Annotated in this window: 15 protein-coding genes and 2 pseudogenes; 3 read left to right on the top strand and 14 right to left on the bottom strand. The window is 71.5% G+C overall.

Features of this window, described 5'->3' with window-relative positions:
• Positions 1-26 precede the first annotated feature (26 nt).
• The 6 genes from AB0M28_RS13085 to AB0M28_RS13060 form a co-directional block, all read right to left on the bottom strand.
• Positions 27-998 (bottom strand): 2-dehydropantoate 2-reductase, encoded by a 972-nt coding sequence (locus AB0M28_RS13085; protein ID WP_365402432.1) that lies wholly within the window; start codon positions 996-998, stop codon positions 27-29.
• A gap of 125 nt (positions 999-1,123) precedes the next feature.
• Entirely contained in the window at positions 1,124-1,336 is a 213-nt protein-coding gene (locus AB0M28_RS13080) for a formate dehydrogenase subunit delta (RefSeq protein ID WP_365402429.1), read from the bottom strand.
• Position 1,337: 1 nt separating this feature from the next.
• The gene (fdhF, locus tag AB0M28_RS13075; RefSeq protein ID WP_365402426.1) at positions 1,338-4,115 is read right to left on the bottom strand and encodes a formate dehydrogenase subunit alpha; all 2,778 of its coding nucleotides are present in this window, start codon (positions 4,113-4,115) and stop codon (positions 1,338-1,340) included.
• Entirely contained in the window at positions 4,112-5,716 is a 1,605-nt protein-coding gene (locus AB0M28_RS13070) for an NADH-ubiquinone oxidoreductase-F iron-sulfur binding region domain-containing protein (protein ID WP_365402423.1), read from the bottom strand. The genes fdhF and AB0M28_RS13070 overlap by 4 nt, the downstream gene beginning before the upstream one ends.
• Before the next feature lie 2 nt (positions 5,717-5,718).
• The gene (locus AB0M28_RS13065; protein WP_365402420.1) at positions 5,719-6,198 is read right to left on the bottom strand and encodes an NAD(P)H-dependent oxidoreductase subunit E; all 480 of its coding nucleotides are present in this window, start codon (positions 6,196-6,198) and stop codon (positions 5,719-5,721) included.
• Between the two features lie 144 nt (positions 6,199-6,342).
• Positions 6,343-7,104: an acyl-CoA dehydrogenase family protein gene (locus tag AB0M28_RS13060; protein WP_365402417.1), complete on the bottom strand. Its 762-nt coding sequence runs from the start codon at positions 7,102-7,104 to the stop codon at positions 6,343-6,345.
• Positions 7,105-7,706: 602 nt separating this feature from the next.
• Between AB0M28_RS13060 and AB0M28_RS13055 the strand changes: the two genes are divergently transcribed.
• The 3 genes and pseudogenes from AB0M28_RS13055 to AB0M28_RS13045 form a co-directional block, all read left to right on the top strand.
• Entirely contained in the window at positions 7,707-7,853 is a 147-nt protein-coding gene (locus tag AB0M28_RS13055; protein WP_365402414.1) for a hypothetical protein, read from the top strand.
• Between the two features lie 17 nt (positions 7,854-7,870).
• Positions 7,871-7,951, top strand: a pseudogene (locus AB0M28_RS13050) (IS3 family transposase); the annotation flags it as partial.
• A gap of 160 nt (positions 7,952-8,111) precedes the next feature.
• Positions 8,112-8,396 (top strand): annotated as a pseudogene (locus AB0M28_RS13045) (integrase core domain-containing protein); the annotation flags it as partial.
• 290 nt (positions 8,397-8,686) lie between these two features.
• Here the strand turns inward: AB0M28_RS13045 and AB0M28_RS13040 are convergent.
• The 8 genes from AB0M28_RS13040 to pabB all read right to left on the bottom strand — a co-directional run bounded on the left by AB0M28_RS13040 (position 8,687) and on the right by pabB (position 15,799).
• Positions 8,687-9,454 (bottom strand): 4'-phosphopantetheinyl transferase superfamily protein, encoded by a 768-nt coding sequence (locus AB0M28_RS13040; RefSeq protein WP_365402410.1) that lies wholly within the window; start codon positions 9,452-9,454, stop codon positions 8,687-8,689.
• Positions 9,455-9,549: 95 nt separating this feature from the next.
• Positions 9,550-10,305 (bottom strand): SDR family oxidoreductase, encoded by a 756-nt coding sequence (locus tag AB0M28_RS13035; protein ID WP_365402407.1) that lies wholly within the window; start codon positions 10,303-10,305, stop codon positions 9,550-9,552.
• Positions 10,305-11,300, bottom strand: a complete 996-nt coding sequence (locus AB0M28_RS13030; RefSeq protein WP_365402404.1) for a branched-chain amino acid transaminase — start codon at positions 11,298-11,300, stop codon at positions 10,305-10,307. Before AB0M28_RS13030 ends, AB0M28_RS13035 begins: the two co-directional genes overlap by 1 nt.
• Complete coding sequence (locus AB0M28_RS13025; protein WP_365402401.1) at positions 11,297-11,884, bottom strand: hypothetical protein; 588 nt, start codon at positions 11,882-11,884, stop codon at positions 11,297-11,299. Before AB0M28_RS13025 ends, AB0M28_RS13030 begins: the two co-directional genes overlap by 4 nt.
• The gene (locus AB0M28_RS13020; protein WP_365402398.1) at positions 11,881-12,177 is read right to left on the bottom strand and encodes a chorismate mutase; all 297 of its coding nucleotides are present in this window, start codon (positions 12,175-12,177) and stop codon (positions 11,881-11,883) included. The genes AB0M28_RS13025 and AB0M28_RS13020 overlap by 4 nt, the downstream gene beginning before the upstream one ends.
• 2 nt (positions 12,178-12,179) lie before the next feature.
• The gene (locus tag AB0M28_RS13015) at positions 12,180-13,145 is read right to left on the bottom strand and encodes a hypothetical protein (protein ID WP_365402396.1); all 966 of its coding nucleotides are present in this window, start codon (positions 13,143-13,145) and stop codon (positions 12,180-12,182) included.
• Positions 13,126-13,617 (bottom strand): GNAT family N-acetyltransferase, encoded by a 492-nt coding sequence (locus AB0M28_RS13010; RefSeq protein ID WP_365402393.1) that lies wholly within the window; start codon positions 13,615-13,617, stop codon positions 13,126-13,128. Before AB0M28_RS13010 ends, AB0M28_RS13015 begins: the two co-directional genes overlap by 20 nt.
• On the bottom strand, positions 13,586-15,799 hold the full coding sequence (gene pabB, locus AB0M28_RS13005; RefSeq protein ID WP_365402390.1) for an aminodeoxychorismate synthase: 2,214 nt from the start codon (positions 15,797-15,799) through the stop codon (positions 13,586-13,588). The genes AB0M28_RS13010 and pabB overlap by 32 nt, the downstream gene beginning before the upstream one ends.
• Positions 15,800-16,226: the final 427 nt, after the last annotated feature.

Below are 16,226 nucleotides of genomic sequence, written 5' to 3'. Positions count from 1 at the left end.
GGCGCCCCGGCCTGGCAAGACGTCGGCTACGGCGACACGGTGCGCGCCAGCAGATCGGTGGCCGCGTGCACCGCCCGCAGGGTGGGCGCGTCGGCGCCGGTGATGTCGGCCATCTCCACGACGGCCGTGACGATGGGGTCCAGCTCCAGCTGCTTGCCGGCCTCCAGGTCCTGGAGCATGGACGTCTTGTGGTGGCCGACCCCCTCGGCGCCGCGCAGCCGCCGCTCGATGGAGATGTCGGGGGTGGAGCCGACGCGGGCCGCGATGTCGAGGATCTCCTCCATGAGACTGACGACCAGGGCCCGGCTCGGCGCGTGCCGGCAGATGTCGACCATCGTGGCGCGGGTGAGCGCGCTGATGGGGTTGAAGGCGGCGTTGCCCATCAGCTTGATCCAGATGTCGTCGCGGAGGTTCGGCTCGACCGGGCATTTGAGACCGCCCGCGATCATGGCCTCGCTCAGCATCTTGCACCGCTCGGAGAGGCTGCCGTCGGGTTCGCCGATGGAGAAGCGGGTGCCCTCCAGATGCCGGATGACGCCCGGGGACTCGATGACGGTGGCCGGGTAGACGACACAGCCGATCGCCCGGTGCGGGTCGAGGACCTCGCTGGTGGCGCCGCCGGGGTCGACGGCCTCGATGCGGCGGCCCTCGTACGGGCCCGTCAGCTTGTGGAAGTACCACCACGGGATGCCGTTCTGCCCGGCGACCACCGCGGTGTGCTCGCCGAGGAGCGGGGCGATCAGGGAGCCGGAGGACGGGTAGGAGTGCGCCTTGAGCCCGAGGAAGACGTAGTCGACCGGGCCGATCTCCTTCGGGTCGTCGGTGGCGTGCGGGTGGGCGGTGAAGTCGCCGCGGTCGCTGAGGACCGTGACGCCGTTCGCCTGGATGGCGCGCAGATGGTCGTTGCGGGCGACGAGGTGCACCTCCGCGCCGCCGCGGTGCAGGGCGGCTCCGACGTACGCGCCGATGGCTCCGGCACCGAGGACTGCGATCTTCATGGTGGCTGCTCCGGTGAGGGTGAGCGGACAGGATCGGGTGGTGCGGGTGTCCGGGGGGATGGTGCGGGTGTGGGGCCGCCGCGCTGCCCTGCCCGGTGCACCCGGGGCGCGGCGGCCGCGCATGCTCAGCGCAGCAGCCGTACGGCCGCCACGACGAGCGGATCCAGGGCGCCCGCATCGGCGTCCACCGCCGCGTACAGCTTCTGCCGCATCCGCGGGTCCCAGAACCTGCCGATGTGCCCGGCGATCGCCTGCGCGGCGACGTCGGCGGGCAGATGGGAGTGGTTACGGGCGATGTCGTCGGCCATCCGGCGCTCGGCCGGCACGGTGGCGGCCATGTCAGCCCACCACCGTGCGCGCCGGCGCGTGCGCGACCTGGACGGCGGTCACCTTGTACTCCGGGCAGTTGGTCGCCCAGTCGGAGTTCTCGGTGGTCACCACGTTCGCCCCGGTCACCGGGTGGTGGAAGGTGGTGTAGACGACGCCCGGCGGCATCCGGTCGGAGATCTGCGCGTGCAGCGTCGTCGTACCGACCCGGCTGGAGAGCGTGACGAGGTCGCCGTCGCCGATGCCGCGCTCCTCGGCGTCGTGCGGGTGCAGCTCCAGCAGGTCCTCGGGGTGCCAGGCGACGTTGCCGGTACGGCGGGTCTGCGCGCCGACGTTGTACTGGCTGAGGATGCGGCCCGTGGTGAGCACCAGCGGGAAGCGGCGCGTGGACCGCTCGCGCGTCGGCACGTACGAGGTGACGACGAACCGCCCCTTGCCGCGTACGAACTCCTCGACGTGCATGACCGGGGTGCCCTCGGGCGCCTCCTCGTTGCACGGCCACTGCACGCTGCCGAGCTTGTCGAGGAGCTCGAAGGAGACGCCGGTGAAGGTCGGGGTGACCGAGGCGATCTCGTCCATGATCTGCGAGGGGTGGTCGTACGCCATGGGGTGGCCCATCGCGGTCGCGATCTCGGTGACGATCTGCCACTCGTGCTTGCCGGTCTTCGGCTTCATCACGGCCCGCACCCGGTTGATGCGCCGCTCGGCGTTGGTGAACGTGCCGTCCTTCTCCAGGAAGGACGCGCCCGGCAGGAAGACATGGGCGAACTTGGCCGTCTCGTTCAGGAACAGGTCCTGGACGACGACCAGGTCCATGGCCTCCAGCGCCGCCGTAACGTGGCCCAGGTTCGGGTCGGACTGCGCGATGTCCTCGCCGTGCACGAACAGCCCGCGGAACGTGCCGTCGATCGCCGCGTCGAACATGTTCGGGATGCGCAGGCCCGGTTCGGCGAGGAGCGTGCCGCCCCACAGCTTCTCGAAGACGGTGCGCACCGCGTCGTCCGAGACGTGGCGGTAGCCCGGCAGCTCGTGCGGGAAGGAGCCCATGTCACAGGAGCCCTGGACGTTGTTCTGGCCGCGCAGCGGGTTGATGCCGACGCCGTCGCGGCCGATGTTGCCGCAGGCCATCGCCAGGTTGGCCATGCCCATCACCATCGTCGAGCCCTGGCTGTGCTCGGTGACGCCGAGGCCGTAGTAGATGGCGCCGTTGCGGGCGGTCGCGTACAGGCGGGTGGCGGCGCGCAGGTCGGCGGCCGGGACGCCGGTGATCTCCTCCGTCGCCTCGGGGCTGTTCTCGGGGCGGGCGACGAACTCGGCCCACTCGTCGTAGCCCTCGCAGCGCCGGTCGACGAAGTCCTTGTCGACCAGGCCCTCGGTGACCACCACGTGCGCCATCGCGTTGACGACGGCGACGTTCGTCGAGGGCCGCAGCTGCAGATGGTGCGCGGCCTCGATGTGCGGCGAGCGCACCAGGTCGATACGGCGCGGGTCGACCACGATCAGCTGGGCGCCCTCACGCAGCCGCTTCTTCATCCGGGAGGCGAAGACGGGGTGGCCGTCGGTCGGGTTGGCGCCGATCACCACGATGACGTCGGCCTCGGCGACGGAACGGAAGTCCTGGGTGCCGGCCGACTCGCCGAACGTCTGCTTCAGGCCGTAGCCGGTCGGCGAGTGGCAGACGCGGGCGCAGGTGTCGACGTTGTTGTTGCCGAAGGCGGCGCGGACCATCTTCTGGACGACGTACACCTCCTCGTTCGTACACCGCGAGGAGGTGATGGCGCCGATCGCGCCCGGCCCGTACGCGCCCTGGAGCTCGCGCATCCGGCGGGCGACCGTGCCGATCGCCTCGTCCCAGTCGACCTCGCGCCACGGGTCGGTGATCCGCTCCCGCACCATCGGCTTGAGCTGCCGGTCCGGGTGGCTGGCGTAGCCGAAGGCGAAGCGGCCCTTGACGCAGGAGTGGCCCTCGTTGGCGCCGCCGTCCTTGTGCGGGACCATGCGGACGAGTTCGTCGCCGCGCAGCTCGGCCTTGAAGCTGCAGCCGACACCGCAGTACGCGCACGTCGTCACCACCGACCGGGTCGGCATGCCCAGTTCGACCACCGAGCGCTCCTGCAGCGTGGAGGTCGGGCACGCCTGCACACACGCGCCGCAGGAGACGCACTCGGAGTCCATGAACGACTCCCCCGCCCCCGGCGAGACCTTGGAGTCGAAGCCGCGCCCCTCGATGGTCAGCGCGAACGTCCCCTGCACCTCCCCGCACGCCCGCACACAGCGCGAGCAGGCGATGCACTTGGACGGGTCGAAGTCGAAGTACGGGTTCGACGTGTCCTTCTCGGCGTCGAGGTGGTTCGCGCCCTCGTAGCCGTAGCGGACCTGGCGCAGACCCACCACGCCGGCCATGTCCTGGAGTTCGCAGTCCCCGTTGGCGGGGCAGGTCAGGCAGTCCAGGGGGTGGTCGGAGATGTATAGCTCCATGACGCCCTGGCGCAGCTTCTCCACCTTGGGGGTCTGGGTGCGTACGGACATGCCCTCGCTGCACGGGGTCGTACAGGAGGCGGGGGTGCCGCGCCGTCCGTCGATCTCCACGACGCACAGCCGGCAGGAGCCGAACGCGTCCAGGCTGTCGGTCGCGCACAGCTTCGGTATGTCGACGCCGGCCTGCGCGGCGGCCCGCATCACCGAGGTGCCCTCGGGGACGGTGACCGGCATACCGTCGATCTCCACGGACACCGTGGCAGGTCCGGGCTGTGCGGGGGTGCCGAAATCGGGTTCCTTCAGGAGCGTCATGCCATGCCCTCCGTCCTGGTGCTGACCGGGGTGATGCCGATGAGCGTGCGACCGCCGAGGAAGTCGTCGGGGAAGTGCGCGAGCGCACTGCGTACGGGCAGCGGCGTCAGGCCGCCCATGGCGCACAGCGAGCCGTCCGTCATCAGCTCGCAGAGGTCCTCGAGCAGGGCCAGGTTCTCGTCGCGGTGCTCACCCGCGACGATCTTGTCGATGACCTCGACGCCGCGGACCGCGCCGACCCGGCAGGGAGTGCACTTGCCGCAGGACTCCTCCGCGCAGAACTCCATCGCGAAGCGCGCCTGCGCCGCCATGTCCACGGAGTCGTCGAAGACCACGATCCCGCCGTGCCCGAGCATCGCCCCGGCCTCGGCGAACGCCTCGTAGTCCATGGGCAGGTCGAACTGCTCCTGAGGCAGGTACGCGCCCAGCGGACCGCCCACCTGCACCGTGCGCACCGGGCGCCCGCTGCGCGTGCCGCCGCCGTAGTCCTCGATCAGCTCCCGCAGCGTGATGCCGAACGCCGTCTCCACGATGCCGCCGCGGGCGAGGTTGCCGCCGAGCTGGAAGACCTGCGTGCCGCGGGAGCGGCCGACGCCGAGGTCCTGGTACGCCTTGGCGCCGTCGGCGAGGACGACGGGGACGGTGGTGAGGGTGAGGACGTTGTTGACGACCGTCGGCCTGCCGAACAGGCCCTCGATCGCGGGGATCGGCGGCTTGGCGCGGACCATGCCGCGCTTGCCCTCCAGGCTCTCCAGCATGGAGGTCTCCTCGCCGCAGATGTACGCGCCGGCGCCGACCCGTACATGCAGGTCGAAGTCGAGTGAGGAGCCGAGGATGGCGCGTCCGAGCCAGCCCTCGGCGCGCGCCGCCTCGATGGCGGCGCGCATCGTGGCGATGGCGTCCGGGTACTCGGAGCGGATGTAGAGGTAGCCCTCGCTCGCGCCGACGGCGTGTGCGGCGATCGTCATGCCCTCGATGAGCAGGAAGGGGTCGCCCTCCATCACCATCCGGTCGGCGAAGGTACCGCTGTCGCCCTCGTCGGCGTTGCAGCAGACGAACTTCAGCTCGTCCGTGCAGTCCAGGACGGTCTTCCACTTGATGCCGGCGGGGAAGCCGGCGCCGCCGCGCCCGCGCAGACCGGACTCGGTGACCTCGGTGACGACGTCCGCGGGGTCCATCGCGAGGGCGGCCCGCAGGCCGCGCAGGCCGCCGTGCGCCGTGTAGTCGGCCGGGGAGAGCGGGTCGATGACGCCGACGCGGGCGAAGGTGACCCGGTTCTGCCGGGCCAGCCACGGGAGTTCGTCCACCGGGCCGAGGCACAACGGGTGGCCCTCTGCCCCGTCGAGGAGGCCCGCGGCGAGCAGCCCGGGGACGTCGTCGGGGGTGACCGGGCCGTAACCGATGCGGCCGCGCTCGGTGGTGACCTCGACGAGGGGTTCGAGCCAGAGCATGCCGCGCGATCCGTTGCGTACGACGGTGGCGTCGGCCGGGGGGTCGCAGGCGGTGAGTGCCTGCTGGAGGGCCGCGGCGACCTCGTCGGCACCGACGGAGCGGGCGGCGGCGTCGCGGGGGACGTACACGGTGGTGCGTGCCGGAGTCATCGTCACACCGTCCCGTTCAGCAGCGCGCCGAGGGCCGCCGGGGTCACCCGGCCGTGCAGGCGTCCGTCGGCCTCCACCGCCGGGCCGAGCGCGCAGTTGCCGAGGCAGAAGACCTGCTCGACGGTGACCGCGCCGTCGGCGCTGGTCTCGCCGAGGCCGACGCCCGACGCCCGCGCGTACGCCACCAACTCGGCGGCGCCCTGGGCCTGGCACGCCTCGCCGCGGCAGACGCGGACCGTGCGGCGGCCCGCCGGCTCCCGGCGGAAGTCGTGGTAGAAGGTCACCACTCCGTGGACGTCGGCGCGGGAGAGGTTGAACTCGTCGGCGAGCACGGGGATCGCCTCCTGCGGCACACACCCCAACTCGGCCTGTACGGCGTGGAGTACCGGAAGCAGCGCCCCGCGCTGACCGCGGTGTGCGGCCGCCGCCCCTCTCACCACGCTCTCGACCTCGAGCGCCGTGTCCGTCCCGCTGGTCGTCATGATCGCTTCGCCTCCGTCGTGCGGGTCTCCGGCGACAGTCGCGGGAGACTGAGATCACTCCATACAGACTTCTGTATACAGTAGCCCGCGGTAAAGAGGCCCGGACGGGATCCGCCGCCCGAATCCCCTACCGCGAGGCGCTGTTCACAGGCGCGCGGGTGTCAGTCCGCCACCACCCGCGGCCACCCGGTCCGTCCCGCGCAGCTCGAACAGCCAGGGCAGGACCGTACGCAGCAGGATGTCGAGCCCTTCGCCGTCCTCGCCGAGCATCACGTCGGCGGGCACGAGCACCGGGTCGGCGCAGACGGTGGACATCCCGCTCCCGCGCGGCCCCGAACTCCCCGCCCCGGACGGGACGTAGAGGTCGGGGGCGTACGCCGGCACCGCCCACAGGCTCAACCCGTCCGGTGCGGCGTACGGCCGCGTCGACCAGAGGTACGTATCGGCCTCCCCGGCCGCGACCACGTGGTGCTTGCGGGCGCTGAGGGCGACCACTTCCCCGCGCCTCTCAGCCGTGGCGTGCGGCGTGAGCAGGCCGAGGCCGACCCCGGGTTCACCCTCGCCGTCCTCGGCGAGCGCGAGCGAGCACAGATGACGCCCGGCGCCGATCTCACCGCGCAGCCAGGGACCGCCGTACGACTCGACGACGGCGACCGCCGCGTAGTGCGAGCGCAGCACGGCGGTGGTCGCCGGGCAGACCTCCGTGGTACGGGCCAGCACGGCGGCGGCCTCCGCGAGCCCCAGACCCGCACCGCCGGACCCGGCGGAGACGGTGAGCCCGAGCAGCCCCGCCCGGCCGAGCGCCGTGACCGCCCGTCTCGGGAACACGCCGCGCGTGCGCACGACTTCGGCGCCCGGCGCGACGACGTCGTCCAGGACGCGGGTGAGTGCGGTGCGGTATGACACGGGGCGACCCCCTCGTGGGCGACGTGGTCCGATCCGCTGCCCAAAGGCGCGTTGATTGCATACAGTATGCTGGATCCTCTCCGAACGCCAGGGGCGCGGCATGCAGAATCGCGAGTCCCCGCGTCGCCGGCTCCGGTGCCAGGACCGATGGTCCGGACCGTCCATCGCACGCAGTCCGCCCGGCACACGCCCGGTCGCCGCGAAGGAGGTCGCTCATGCCCGAACTGCAGGTCGCATTGGGCTCGCCACCCGTCCCCGCCTCAACCGCCGGCCGGCACCTGGTGGAGGCCGAGCCGGCGGAGCGCCTCGGCGTGAGCCGGCAGCCCGTCCGGAAGACACTGCAGCGTCTGCAGGGCGGGTGGGTCGACCTGCGCCCCGCCGCGGGGACCGCTCGGTCGGCCAGGTGGCCAAGGACTTCGATCTGACCGAGACCGCGGTGCGGTTGTCGGTCAGCCAGGCCAAGGTCGATGCCGGTGAAGAACGGGCCTGACCAGCGATGAGCGGGCCGAGCTGGTCCGGCTACGGGCAGCCGAGAACCGGCGGCTGCAGCAGGACGTGGACGTGCTCAAGCGTGCGACGGCTTTCTTCGCGACAGAAACCCGGTGACGGTGGATCCGTTCATCGAGGCGGAGAAGCAGACAGGCCACAGCGTCAAACAGGCGTGTGAACTGCTCAAGGTCTCCCGTGCCGCCTTCTACGCCCGCCGCAGCGGCGTCGCTTCGCCGCGCGGCGGCAGGACGCAGAGCTGACCGAACAGATCCAAGCGGTGCATACCCGTTCGCGCGGCGCCTACGGTGTCCCGCGCGTGCATGCCGCGCTGCGGCGCGAGGGCGTGCGGTGCGGACGGCGCCGGGTCGCGCGGGTGATGCGCCAGGCCCAGCTCGCCGGCCGGCGCCGCAGACGTCGGGCCCGCGCCACCATCCCGGACCCGCACGCGGGACGGCGTCCGGACCTGCTGCAGCGCGGGCTCTGTCTCGCCACCGTGATCGACGTCGCAGTCCCGCAAAGTGGTCGGCTGGGCCACCGCCGATCACCGCGGCAGCCAATACACCAGTCGTCAATTCGCCCAGGTGAGTGGCCGTTTCGGCATTCGGCTGTCCACCGGGAGGACCGGGGTGTGCTGGGACAACGCCCTGGCGGAGTCGCTCTTCGCTACCCTCAAGCGCGAGCTGGGCGCCGGCCACCACCAGATGTGGGCCAGCCGGGCCGCCGCCCACACGGCGATCTTCGAGTTCATCGAGGGCTGGTACAACGTCCACCGCCTGCACAGCAGCCTGGGCTACCGCAGCCCCAACGAGTACGAAGCCGCCCTGGCGGCCCGACCGACACAACCACCGTGTCCGTCAAACCGGAGCAAGCTCAGAGGTGCAATTCCGGCAGCGCATGTCGACTCTCGGGTCTGCTCCGTCGAGCAGGGCGAATCGTCTCTGATGGATGTACGAGGAATACGCGGCCACACCCGCCACCAGCAGGGCATCGCAGGTGCGGACCATGACATCGAGGCTTCGCGGGCGGCAGCCAGTCCGGCCCACCCCGTTGGACGAGGCGTTCGCATCGTGCGCGGTCGCCGTGAGGCTCCGCGTCACGGCGCACCTCCACCCCCGCGGCGGCGCGGCTCCAACGGCACCGTCGCTGGCAGCTGCAGCTCGCGCCGTTCCGCCCGGGTGCTGTGCGGAAGCTGTCGGAATCCCGTTCCGGCTCCGTCCAGCGACCGATGCAACACCAGCCGCGGCCGCGAAGCGGTCCGCAGTGCCACCGCTGCGGCGTAGCCGGCTGGGGCGGGTAGGTCGTTGATGCGCCACCCCGGCGGGCTGGACGAGGTGTCGTCCGCATGCAAGTCGCGCGACAGGCCGATGCCCAGGCCCTTGAGATATGCCTCCTTGCGGGTCCACTGGCGGGCGAAGTCGGCCGCCGGCGTGTCGGGGCGGATGTCCCGCTGCTCGGCAGGGTGCAGCAGAGGCGTCAACTCCTCTGCGACAGCAATGGATGGGACAGTCTCCACGTCTACCCCGACGTCGACGGACGCGACCCCGATGAACGCCATATCCCCGCCGTGCGACAGAGAGAAGTGCACCCCTTCCAGTCCTCCGGCCACGACCGGCCGGCCGTGCGGTCCGCGGCATCGGGGACACGGCTCGCGGTCGAAGCGCAGCGCCTCCGGGGCCGTATCCAGCAGCTGTCCCAAGACCATGCGCAGCGCAGTGTGAGCGAAGGCATATCTGCGCCGGTCGGCGCTCCGGCGGAAGGCGGCCAAGCGGCGCCTCTCCTGCCCGTCCAGCACAGTGAGGTCCAGGTCGTCGGATTCGGCCGTCGTAGGCACGGGCAGGGCCCAGACCGAAAGGTCGCTCACGGTGGGTTGGATCTCCTGTCTGACGGCAGCCGCTGGGCAGCACCGGGCGGCTGCCGTCGCGTGACGGGTCTCGTCGGAACTCACGTGTGGCCAGGTCAGTAGAGGGAGACACCGCCGTCCAGGCAGATGCTGCTCCCCGTGCAGTACGCGGACTGATCGCTGGCCAGGAAGGCCGCCATCCGCCCGAACTCCTCCACGGCCCCCAGACGCCCCAGCGGAACGGCCGCAGTGTCGGCCCGCGGGGCCGGGTCGGGGTCGCTCGCGGTCCGGGCAGCCTGCCACTGCGCGTACTCCTCCGAGCGCCGGGTGGCGAACGGTCCGGGGAGCAGGCAGTTCACCCGGACGCCGCTGGGCGCGAGTTCCGCGGCCAGTGTCCTGCTCAACCCGACGACCGCCGGCCGCAGCACATTGGACAGGGACAGCCCGGGCAGCGGGCGCAGGGCCGAGATACTGGCCGTGTTGATCACCACACCGCGGCCTTGCGCCGCCATGAGCGGCGTCAGCCTGCGGCAGGCGCGTATCACCGGCATCACCAGGCTCGAGAACGCACCCTCCCAATCGTCGTCGCTGAGGTCGGACGTGACTCCCGGCCGGGGCCCGCCGCTGTTGGTCACCAGGATGTCGACGCCGCCGAGGAGTTCGAGGGCCGAGGTGAGGAAGGCGTCCAGAGGGTTGGCCTGCCGGATATCGCATGCCAGTGCGGTGATCTCCGGTGGGCCACCGGCTACGGGCGTCCTTCCGCAGGTCACCACCGTGCAGCCCTCCTGGGCCAGCGCCTCGCACACCCCGCGTCCCAGCCCTGCCGTCCCCGCCAGCACGACCGCCCGGCGCCCGGACAGGTTGAGGTCCATCACCCGGCCCCTTGCGTACCGGCCACCGCGTCCAGCCAGTGGGCGAGGTGCGGCAATTCGCCGCGGACGGCGAGGTCGAAGTGGCGTCCGAGGGCGGTGGTGACCGGGCCGGGAGCCCGGAAGCGGGTGGCGTCGAGTTGTCCGACGGGTGCGATCCGGGCTCCGGTGCCGGTGAGCAGCAGTTCACTGGCCTGATGGAGCTGGGAGACGGTGAGGTCGCCGGCCACGACATCCAGGTCGAGGTCGCGGGCCAGCCGCAGCACGGTGTCCCTGGTGATGCCGTCCAGCACGTAAGGGGTGGTGTCCGGCGTGTGCAGCGCGCCGTCCAGCACGCACAGGACGTTCATCGCGCTCGCCTCGCAGACCAGCCCGCGTTCGTCCAGCATGATCGCCTCGTCGAAGCCGTGCCGCTGTGCCTCCGACTTGGCGAGCATCGAATTCAGGTAGTGGCCCGCGGCCTTTGCGCGGGGGACGAGCGCGTTGGGCGGGATGCGGCGCCAGGTGGATACCGTGGCGGCGACGGAGTTGCCGGCCTGGTGGCGGTAGTAGTCGTCCAGACGCCATGCCATGATCGCAACCCCCACCGTCGTGCCGGACGGATCGAGGCCCATCGAGCCCGTTCCGCGGAACACCAGCGGCCGGATGTAGGCATCAGCCAGTCCGCTGGCCGCGACGACCTCGTGGACCGCGCTTCGCAGTTCGCCCGTCGTGTAGGGCACGGCGATCCCGTAGGCGGCAGCGGAACGGGCCAGGCGGTGGAGGTGGTCCGTCAGCCGGAACACGGCGGTGCCGTGCCGGCCCCGGTAGGCACGGATGCCCTCGAACACCGCGGATCCGTAGTGGAGGGCGTGTGACATCACAGGCACCACGGCCTGGTCGGTTGGTATCACCCTCCCGTTGAGCCACACCGTGGTCTGCGGGGCTGCCGGCGCGCCGTCGTCGAGCGGCGGGCCGGTCGGTCCGGCGCAGGTGGGCTGCGGCGCGGTCTCGATCATGCCCGCACCGCGGCGCCGCAGTAGAGATCGGGCCTCAGCATCCCGGTGAGAAGGCCCCTGCGGACCTCGCTCGTGCCGTAGACGATCCAGACGGTATCCACGGGGCCGATCTGTTCGATGAGCACCAGCTCGTCCGGATGCTCGACGGCCCAGCTGAGATGGGTCAGGCCGGCTTCGTACATGCCGCTGAGCAGGCCGGTGCCGATGTGGGGCTTCGCCGACACCGTGATCAGGTTCGGCCACTCTCCCGGGCGCAGGTAGCCGACGGTTGCCGGCATCACCGCCAGGTGCCGCGGTGCGGGTGCGTCGGCCCGGCGGATGATCGCCATCGGTTTGGTGGGAGCGATGAAGCAGTCCAGAACGCGCACCTGGTCCCAGTGGCGTTCCGTGACCTCGAGAGCGTCCGGGTGCAGGCTGTTCTGCAGCAGGTAGTGGTCCGGCCGGCTGCGTACCAGCTCCAGGCCCTCGAGCATGTCGTCGACGAGGAGGACGCGCGCATCGGCGAGCCCTTGGCGGCGCAGGTAGGCGCGCAGGGTGTGCTCGTGGTCGGTGCCCTCGGGGCCGAGGGTGACGAAGGTACTCATCGGACACCCGCCTCCTGCGGGGCGTCGATGATGTCGTCCTCCAGCGCGCAGGTCGCCGCGATCATCAGCTCCACGAACTGGCGGGCGAAGTCCTCGGGCAGGCCCTGGTCTTGGGCCGCCTTGCGGTACACCTCGTGTACGTGGCGGACCCGATCCGGCTGCATCATCGGTATGTCCTCATGGCGCTTGAGCCGTCCGACGAGTCGGCAGACCTCGAAGCGCTGGGCGAGTTGCGCGGCGATGCCGGCATCGAGCACATCGATCCTGGTGCGGAGACGCTGGAGTTCATTCATGGTCACATTTCCTCTTCCTGGCGTAGCCCACGGGCGAAGGACGCTGAGCAGGCGGCGAGTTCGTCGAGCAGATAGCCGCCCTCCTGCACCACCAGCACGGGCCAGCCGCGCCCTGCCAGCAGCCCGGCCACGAGCTGCAGGTCCGCGGGGTGCAGTTCCCAGCCGCCGTGCGGATCGTCTTTGATCACGTCGAAGCCCAGGGAGAGGACGAGAGTGTCCACCCCCTCGTCGGCCAGACGGCCGGCGAGCATGTCGACGAAGGTGCAGTACTGCTCGGGCGTGGGGCCGGTCGGCAGCCCCACGCACAGCCGCGGATCGACGCCTGGCAGGTCCTCCTGCCAGGGGTAGTGCCGGTCGGTCGCGGCGTGCACGGAGGCGTACGGGAGGTCGCCGAGGTGCTGCGCAACGGCGGCGGTGCCGTTGCCGATGTGGAAGTCGAGGTCGAGGATGCCCGGCCGACGCCCGTGGCGGGTCAGGGCCTCGGCGGCCACCGAGGCGTTGTTCAGGAAGCAGTAGCCGCCCGACCAGTCCGGCCCGGCGTGGTGGCCCGGCGGGCGGCACAGCGCGTAGGCGTGGCCCTGGTTCGCGGCCACGAGGGCCGCGGCGGTCAGCGCGGTGCGTGCGCCTTCCCGGGCGAAGCCCAGGATGCCGCTGCTCAGCGGGGTGTCCTGGGGGACGCCGGGCGCCGTGCGCTCATGGGGGACGTGGAGTTCGCCGGGGCCCAGACGGCGGGACCAGTCGTCGAGGAACCCCAGGTATTCGGGCTGGTGCACCGCGCCGAGCAGGTCGTCGAGATCGGCGTCGGAAGCGTCGGCGGTCACGCTGCGGCAGCCGGCGGCCTGCAGGCCGGCCCACAGGGCGCGGCGCCGGTCCTCGCTCTCGGCGCCGGGGGTCCGGCCGCCGTCAGGCCCCAGCGTCCAGGGCTGGGCGAAGTCCGCCCTGCCCTGGTCAACGACGGTCAGGGTCATCGTTCGTCCTCACGATCTTCCGCATGCGCGGTCCGTTCGCGGTGAAGCCCCACTGGGTGTAGCGGTGGTAGGTGTTGGCGTGCACCGGCGACTGCGGGAGCGGCAGGCCGACTTCGACCATCGCGCACCCGGCGCTGCGGGCCCAGTTGCACAGGGCGGAGATCAGGGCCGCGCCGACGCCCAGCGCACGGCCCTCGGGGGCGACCCACAACTCCTGGATGAGGGCATAGGGGCCGCGGGTGCGGATGGACCGCAGCCGGTTCGCGGTGATCAGTCCGTGCCGCCGGCCGTCGGGGGACCACGCGACGAGAGCAGCGCCGTCCAGCCGGCCGGCCACCAGGTCCTGTGCGACGGCGAGAGCGCCGTCGTCCGCGGGCTCGGCGGCGGCCCCCCGGATCTCGGCGATCAGCTCCGCCACCCCGCGGGCCAGGAAGGGGACGTCAGTTGCGCCCGCTGGTCGCACCGTGTGCACGTCGGTCACCTCCCGCCGCGGCGAGCGTGGCCGTCAGACGGGCGGCGGGCGCGTCCGCCGCGGCCCACGGGGATTCGGCCAGCGCCACGGCCCGGGCCAGGGCCTCCGCCTTCAGCAGGATCTCGTCGTACTCCGCCTGCGGATCCGAGTGGGTGACGATGGCGCCCCCGGTGCCGATCACCGTGCCCGCCGAGTCGGCGACGATGGTCCGGATCACGATGTTGAGGTCCGCGGTGCCGTTGAGGCCGAGGAACCCGATCGAGCCGGAGTACACACCGCGGGCGCTGGACTCCAGTCGGTCGATGATCTCCATGGTGCGCAGCTTCGGCGCGCCCGTCATCGAGCCGCCGGGGAACGTGGCGTGCAGGCAGTCGACGGTACTCGTGCCTGCGCGGAGTCGGCCGCGGACGGTGGACACCAGCTGGTGCACGGTCTCGTAGCTCTCCACCGCCATCAGATGAGGCACGCTGACCGAGCCGACCTCGCACACCGCGCCCAGATCGTTGCGCAGCAGGTCGACGATCATCAGGTTCTCGGCGCGGGTCTTGTCGTCCGTGGTCAGCCGGGCGGCCAACCGGGCATCCTCGGCCCGGTCGGTGGAACGGCGGGCGGTTCCCTTGATCGGCTTGGACTCCGCCCACCCTGCCCTGTCGATCTTCAGGAAGCGCTCCGGGGACGAGCACAGCACCGACAGGTCGCCGAATCGCAGATAGGCCGAGTACGGCGCCGGGTTGATGCGGCGCAGGGTCCGGTAGACCTCGAACGGGTCGGCCTGCAGCGGATCGCTTCGCACCCGGTCGGTGAGGCAGATCTCGTAGCTCTCGCCGGCCGCCAGGTACTCCTGGCAGATCCGGACGGCGTCGACGTACTCGTCCCGGGAGGCGGTGGGGCGGGCGAGTGTCACCTCGGAGTCGAGGCCTGTCGGCCGCTCCAGCCGCGGCACCCGCGGCAGCCGGTGGGCGAGGTCGCCGAACCACGCCTCCGCCGCGGCCGCGTCTCCCGGGCGGGTCAGGGCGACCAGGTGGACCCGGCGCTCCTGGTGGTCGAAGGCCAGGAACCGGTCGGCGAAGACGAGGGACGCGTCCGGATGGGGGGACCCGTGCGCCTGCGAGGCGCCCGAGTCCGCCTTGAGTTCGTAGCCCAGGTAGCCGACGAAGCCGCCGGTGAAGTCGAAGGGGACGGCCTCGGCCTCCGCTACGCCCTGGGCCAGCGCCTGCCGCAGGTGGTCGTACAGCACGCCGTGGTGCACCTGTCGGCCCGTGGCCGATTCGATGGTGATCTCTTGGGCGGCGACGTCGTAGCGCACCACCTTCGACAGCGGCCCGTCCGCGGCGCCCATGAAGGAGAACCGGGCCATGCCCGGTGCCGTGCGGCTGCTGTCCAGCCAGAACGACACCTCCTCCGGCGCGTACAGCGAGGCGAACGCATCCTCCGGCTCGCACCAGTTCGCGAGCGTGCGCACCGTGCACTGCAGCGGCGCCTCCTGCCGCGGCGGGGCGGACTCACGTGCAGCCCCGGTTCCGGCGCGCGCGTTGCGCTCCGCTGCGGCGGCACGCTGTGCGGTGACGGGGGCCGCGGGTGTGCGCCGGCGTGTCCGGCGCACCGGCTCGACCGGGGTCAGGTCGCGGAAGTTGGCCAGCAGCCGGTGCCCGAACTGGGTGGCCACCGACTCCGGATGGAACTGGACGCCCCACTGCGGGCGGCTCCGGTGGGCCAGGCCCATCAGCACGCCGTCCGCGGTCCATGCGGTCGCCGCGAGGTCGGCCGGCAGTTCGTGGACGGCCAGCGAGTGGTAGCGCACCACCGTGAAGCCCTGCGGAATGCCATGGAACAGCGGCGAGTCGTCGTGCCACACCCGGCTGAGCCGGCCGTGCTCCGGCGACGGCGCGCGGCGCACCGACGCGCCGGCGGCCACTCCGATGCCCTGGTGCCCCAGGCATACGCCGAGCACGGGGACGTCCGCGTACCGCAGGACGTCGGCGCACACGCCGAAGTCCGCGGGCCGACCAGGGTGGCCGGGTCCGGGAGAGATCACGATGTTGTCCGGCCGCAGCGCGCATATGCCTGCCCAGTCGACCTCGTCGTTGCGCACCACGACAGGCTCCTCGGCATTTACCTCAGCCAGCAGCTGAAACAAATTGAAGGTGTATGAGTCGTAATTATCGACCAGGAGGGTTTTCATGAGACCGGCCTTCGGTTGAATGCGAGGCGAGGAATACCAAGACTTGTATCAACCGCTTCCGGGCCGGAGCAACGGGCTGGCGCAGGGATGGCACAGCCCTGCGCTACGTGCGGGAATCCCTGCCGATACGGGTTCAACACTGCCATCGGGCATGTCATATCCGTGCCATCGCATGGCATGGATTTCCGCCCGGGCTCCATGCCATGTTTGGTCGCGCCGAGATGAAGCCTCCGAAATGCCGGGGCAAAAGGCCGACCGATGGAGACCCCTCGTGAATCTTTTGGACAGCGGCCGAGTTGCAGCAGCCGTCAGTACGCTCCCGATCGATGAGCGCATCGCCCTGGAACGCCGGCTCGGCCTTGCCGGAGCCGAGGCGCCGGCCACGTCGAGGGCTGCGGTTCCAGAGCCCCGGCAGGCGCACATACCG

This window comes from Streptomyces sp. NPDC051940 (assembly GCF_040680895.1).
Lineage (GTDB): Bacteria > Actinomycetota > Actinomycetes > Streptomycetales > Streptomycetaceae > Streptomyces.
Note: the sequence above shows the minus strand (reverse complement) of the source record. Positions and strands in the feature narration are given on the sequence as shown.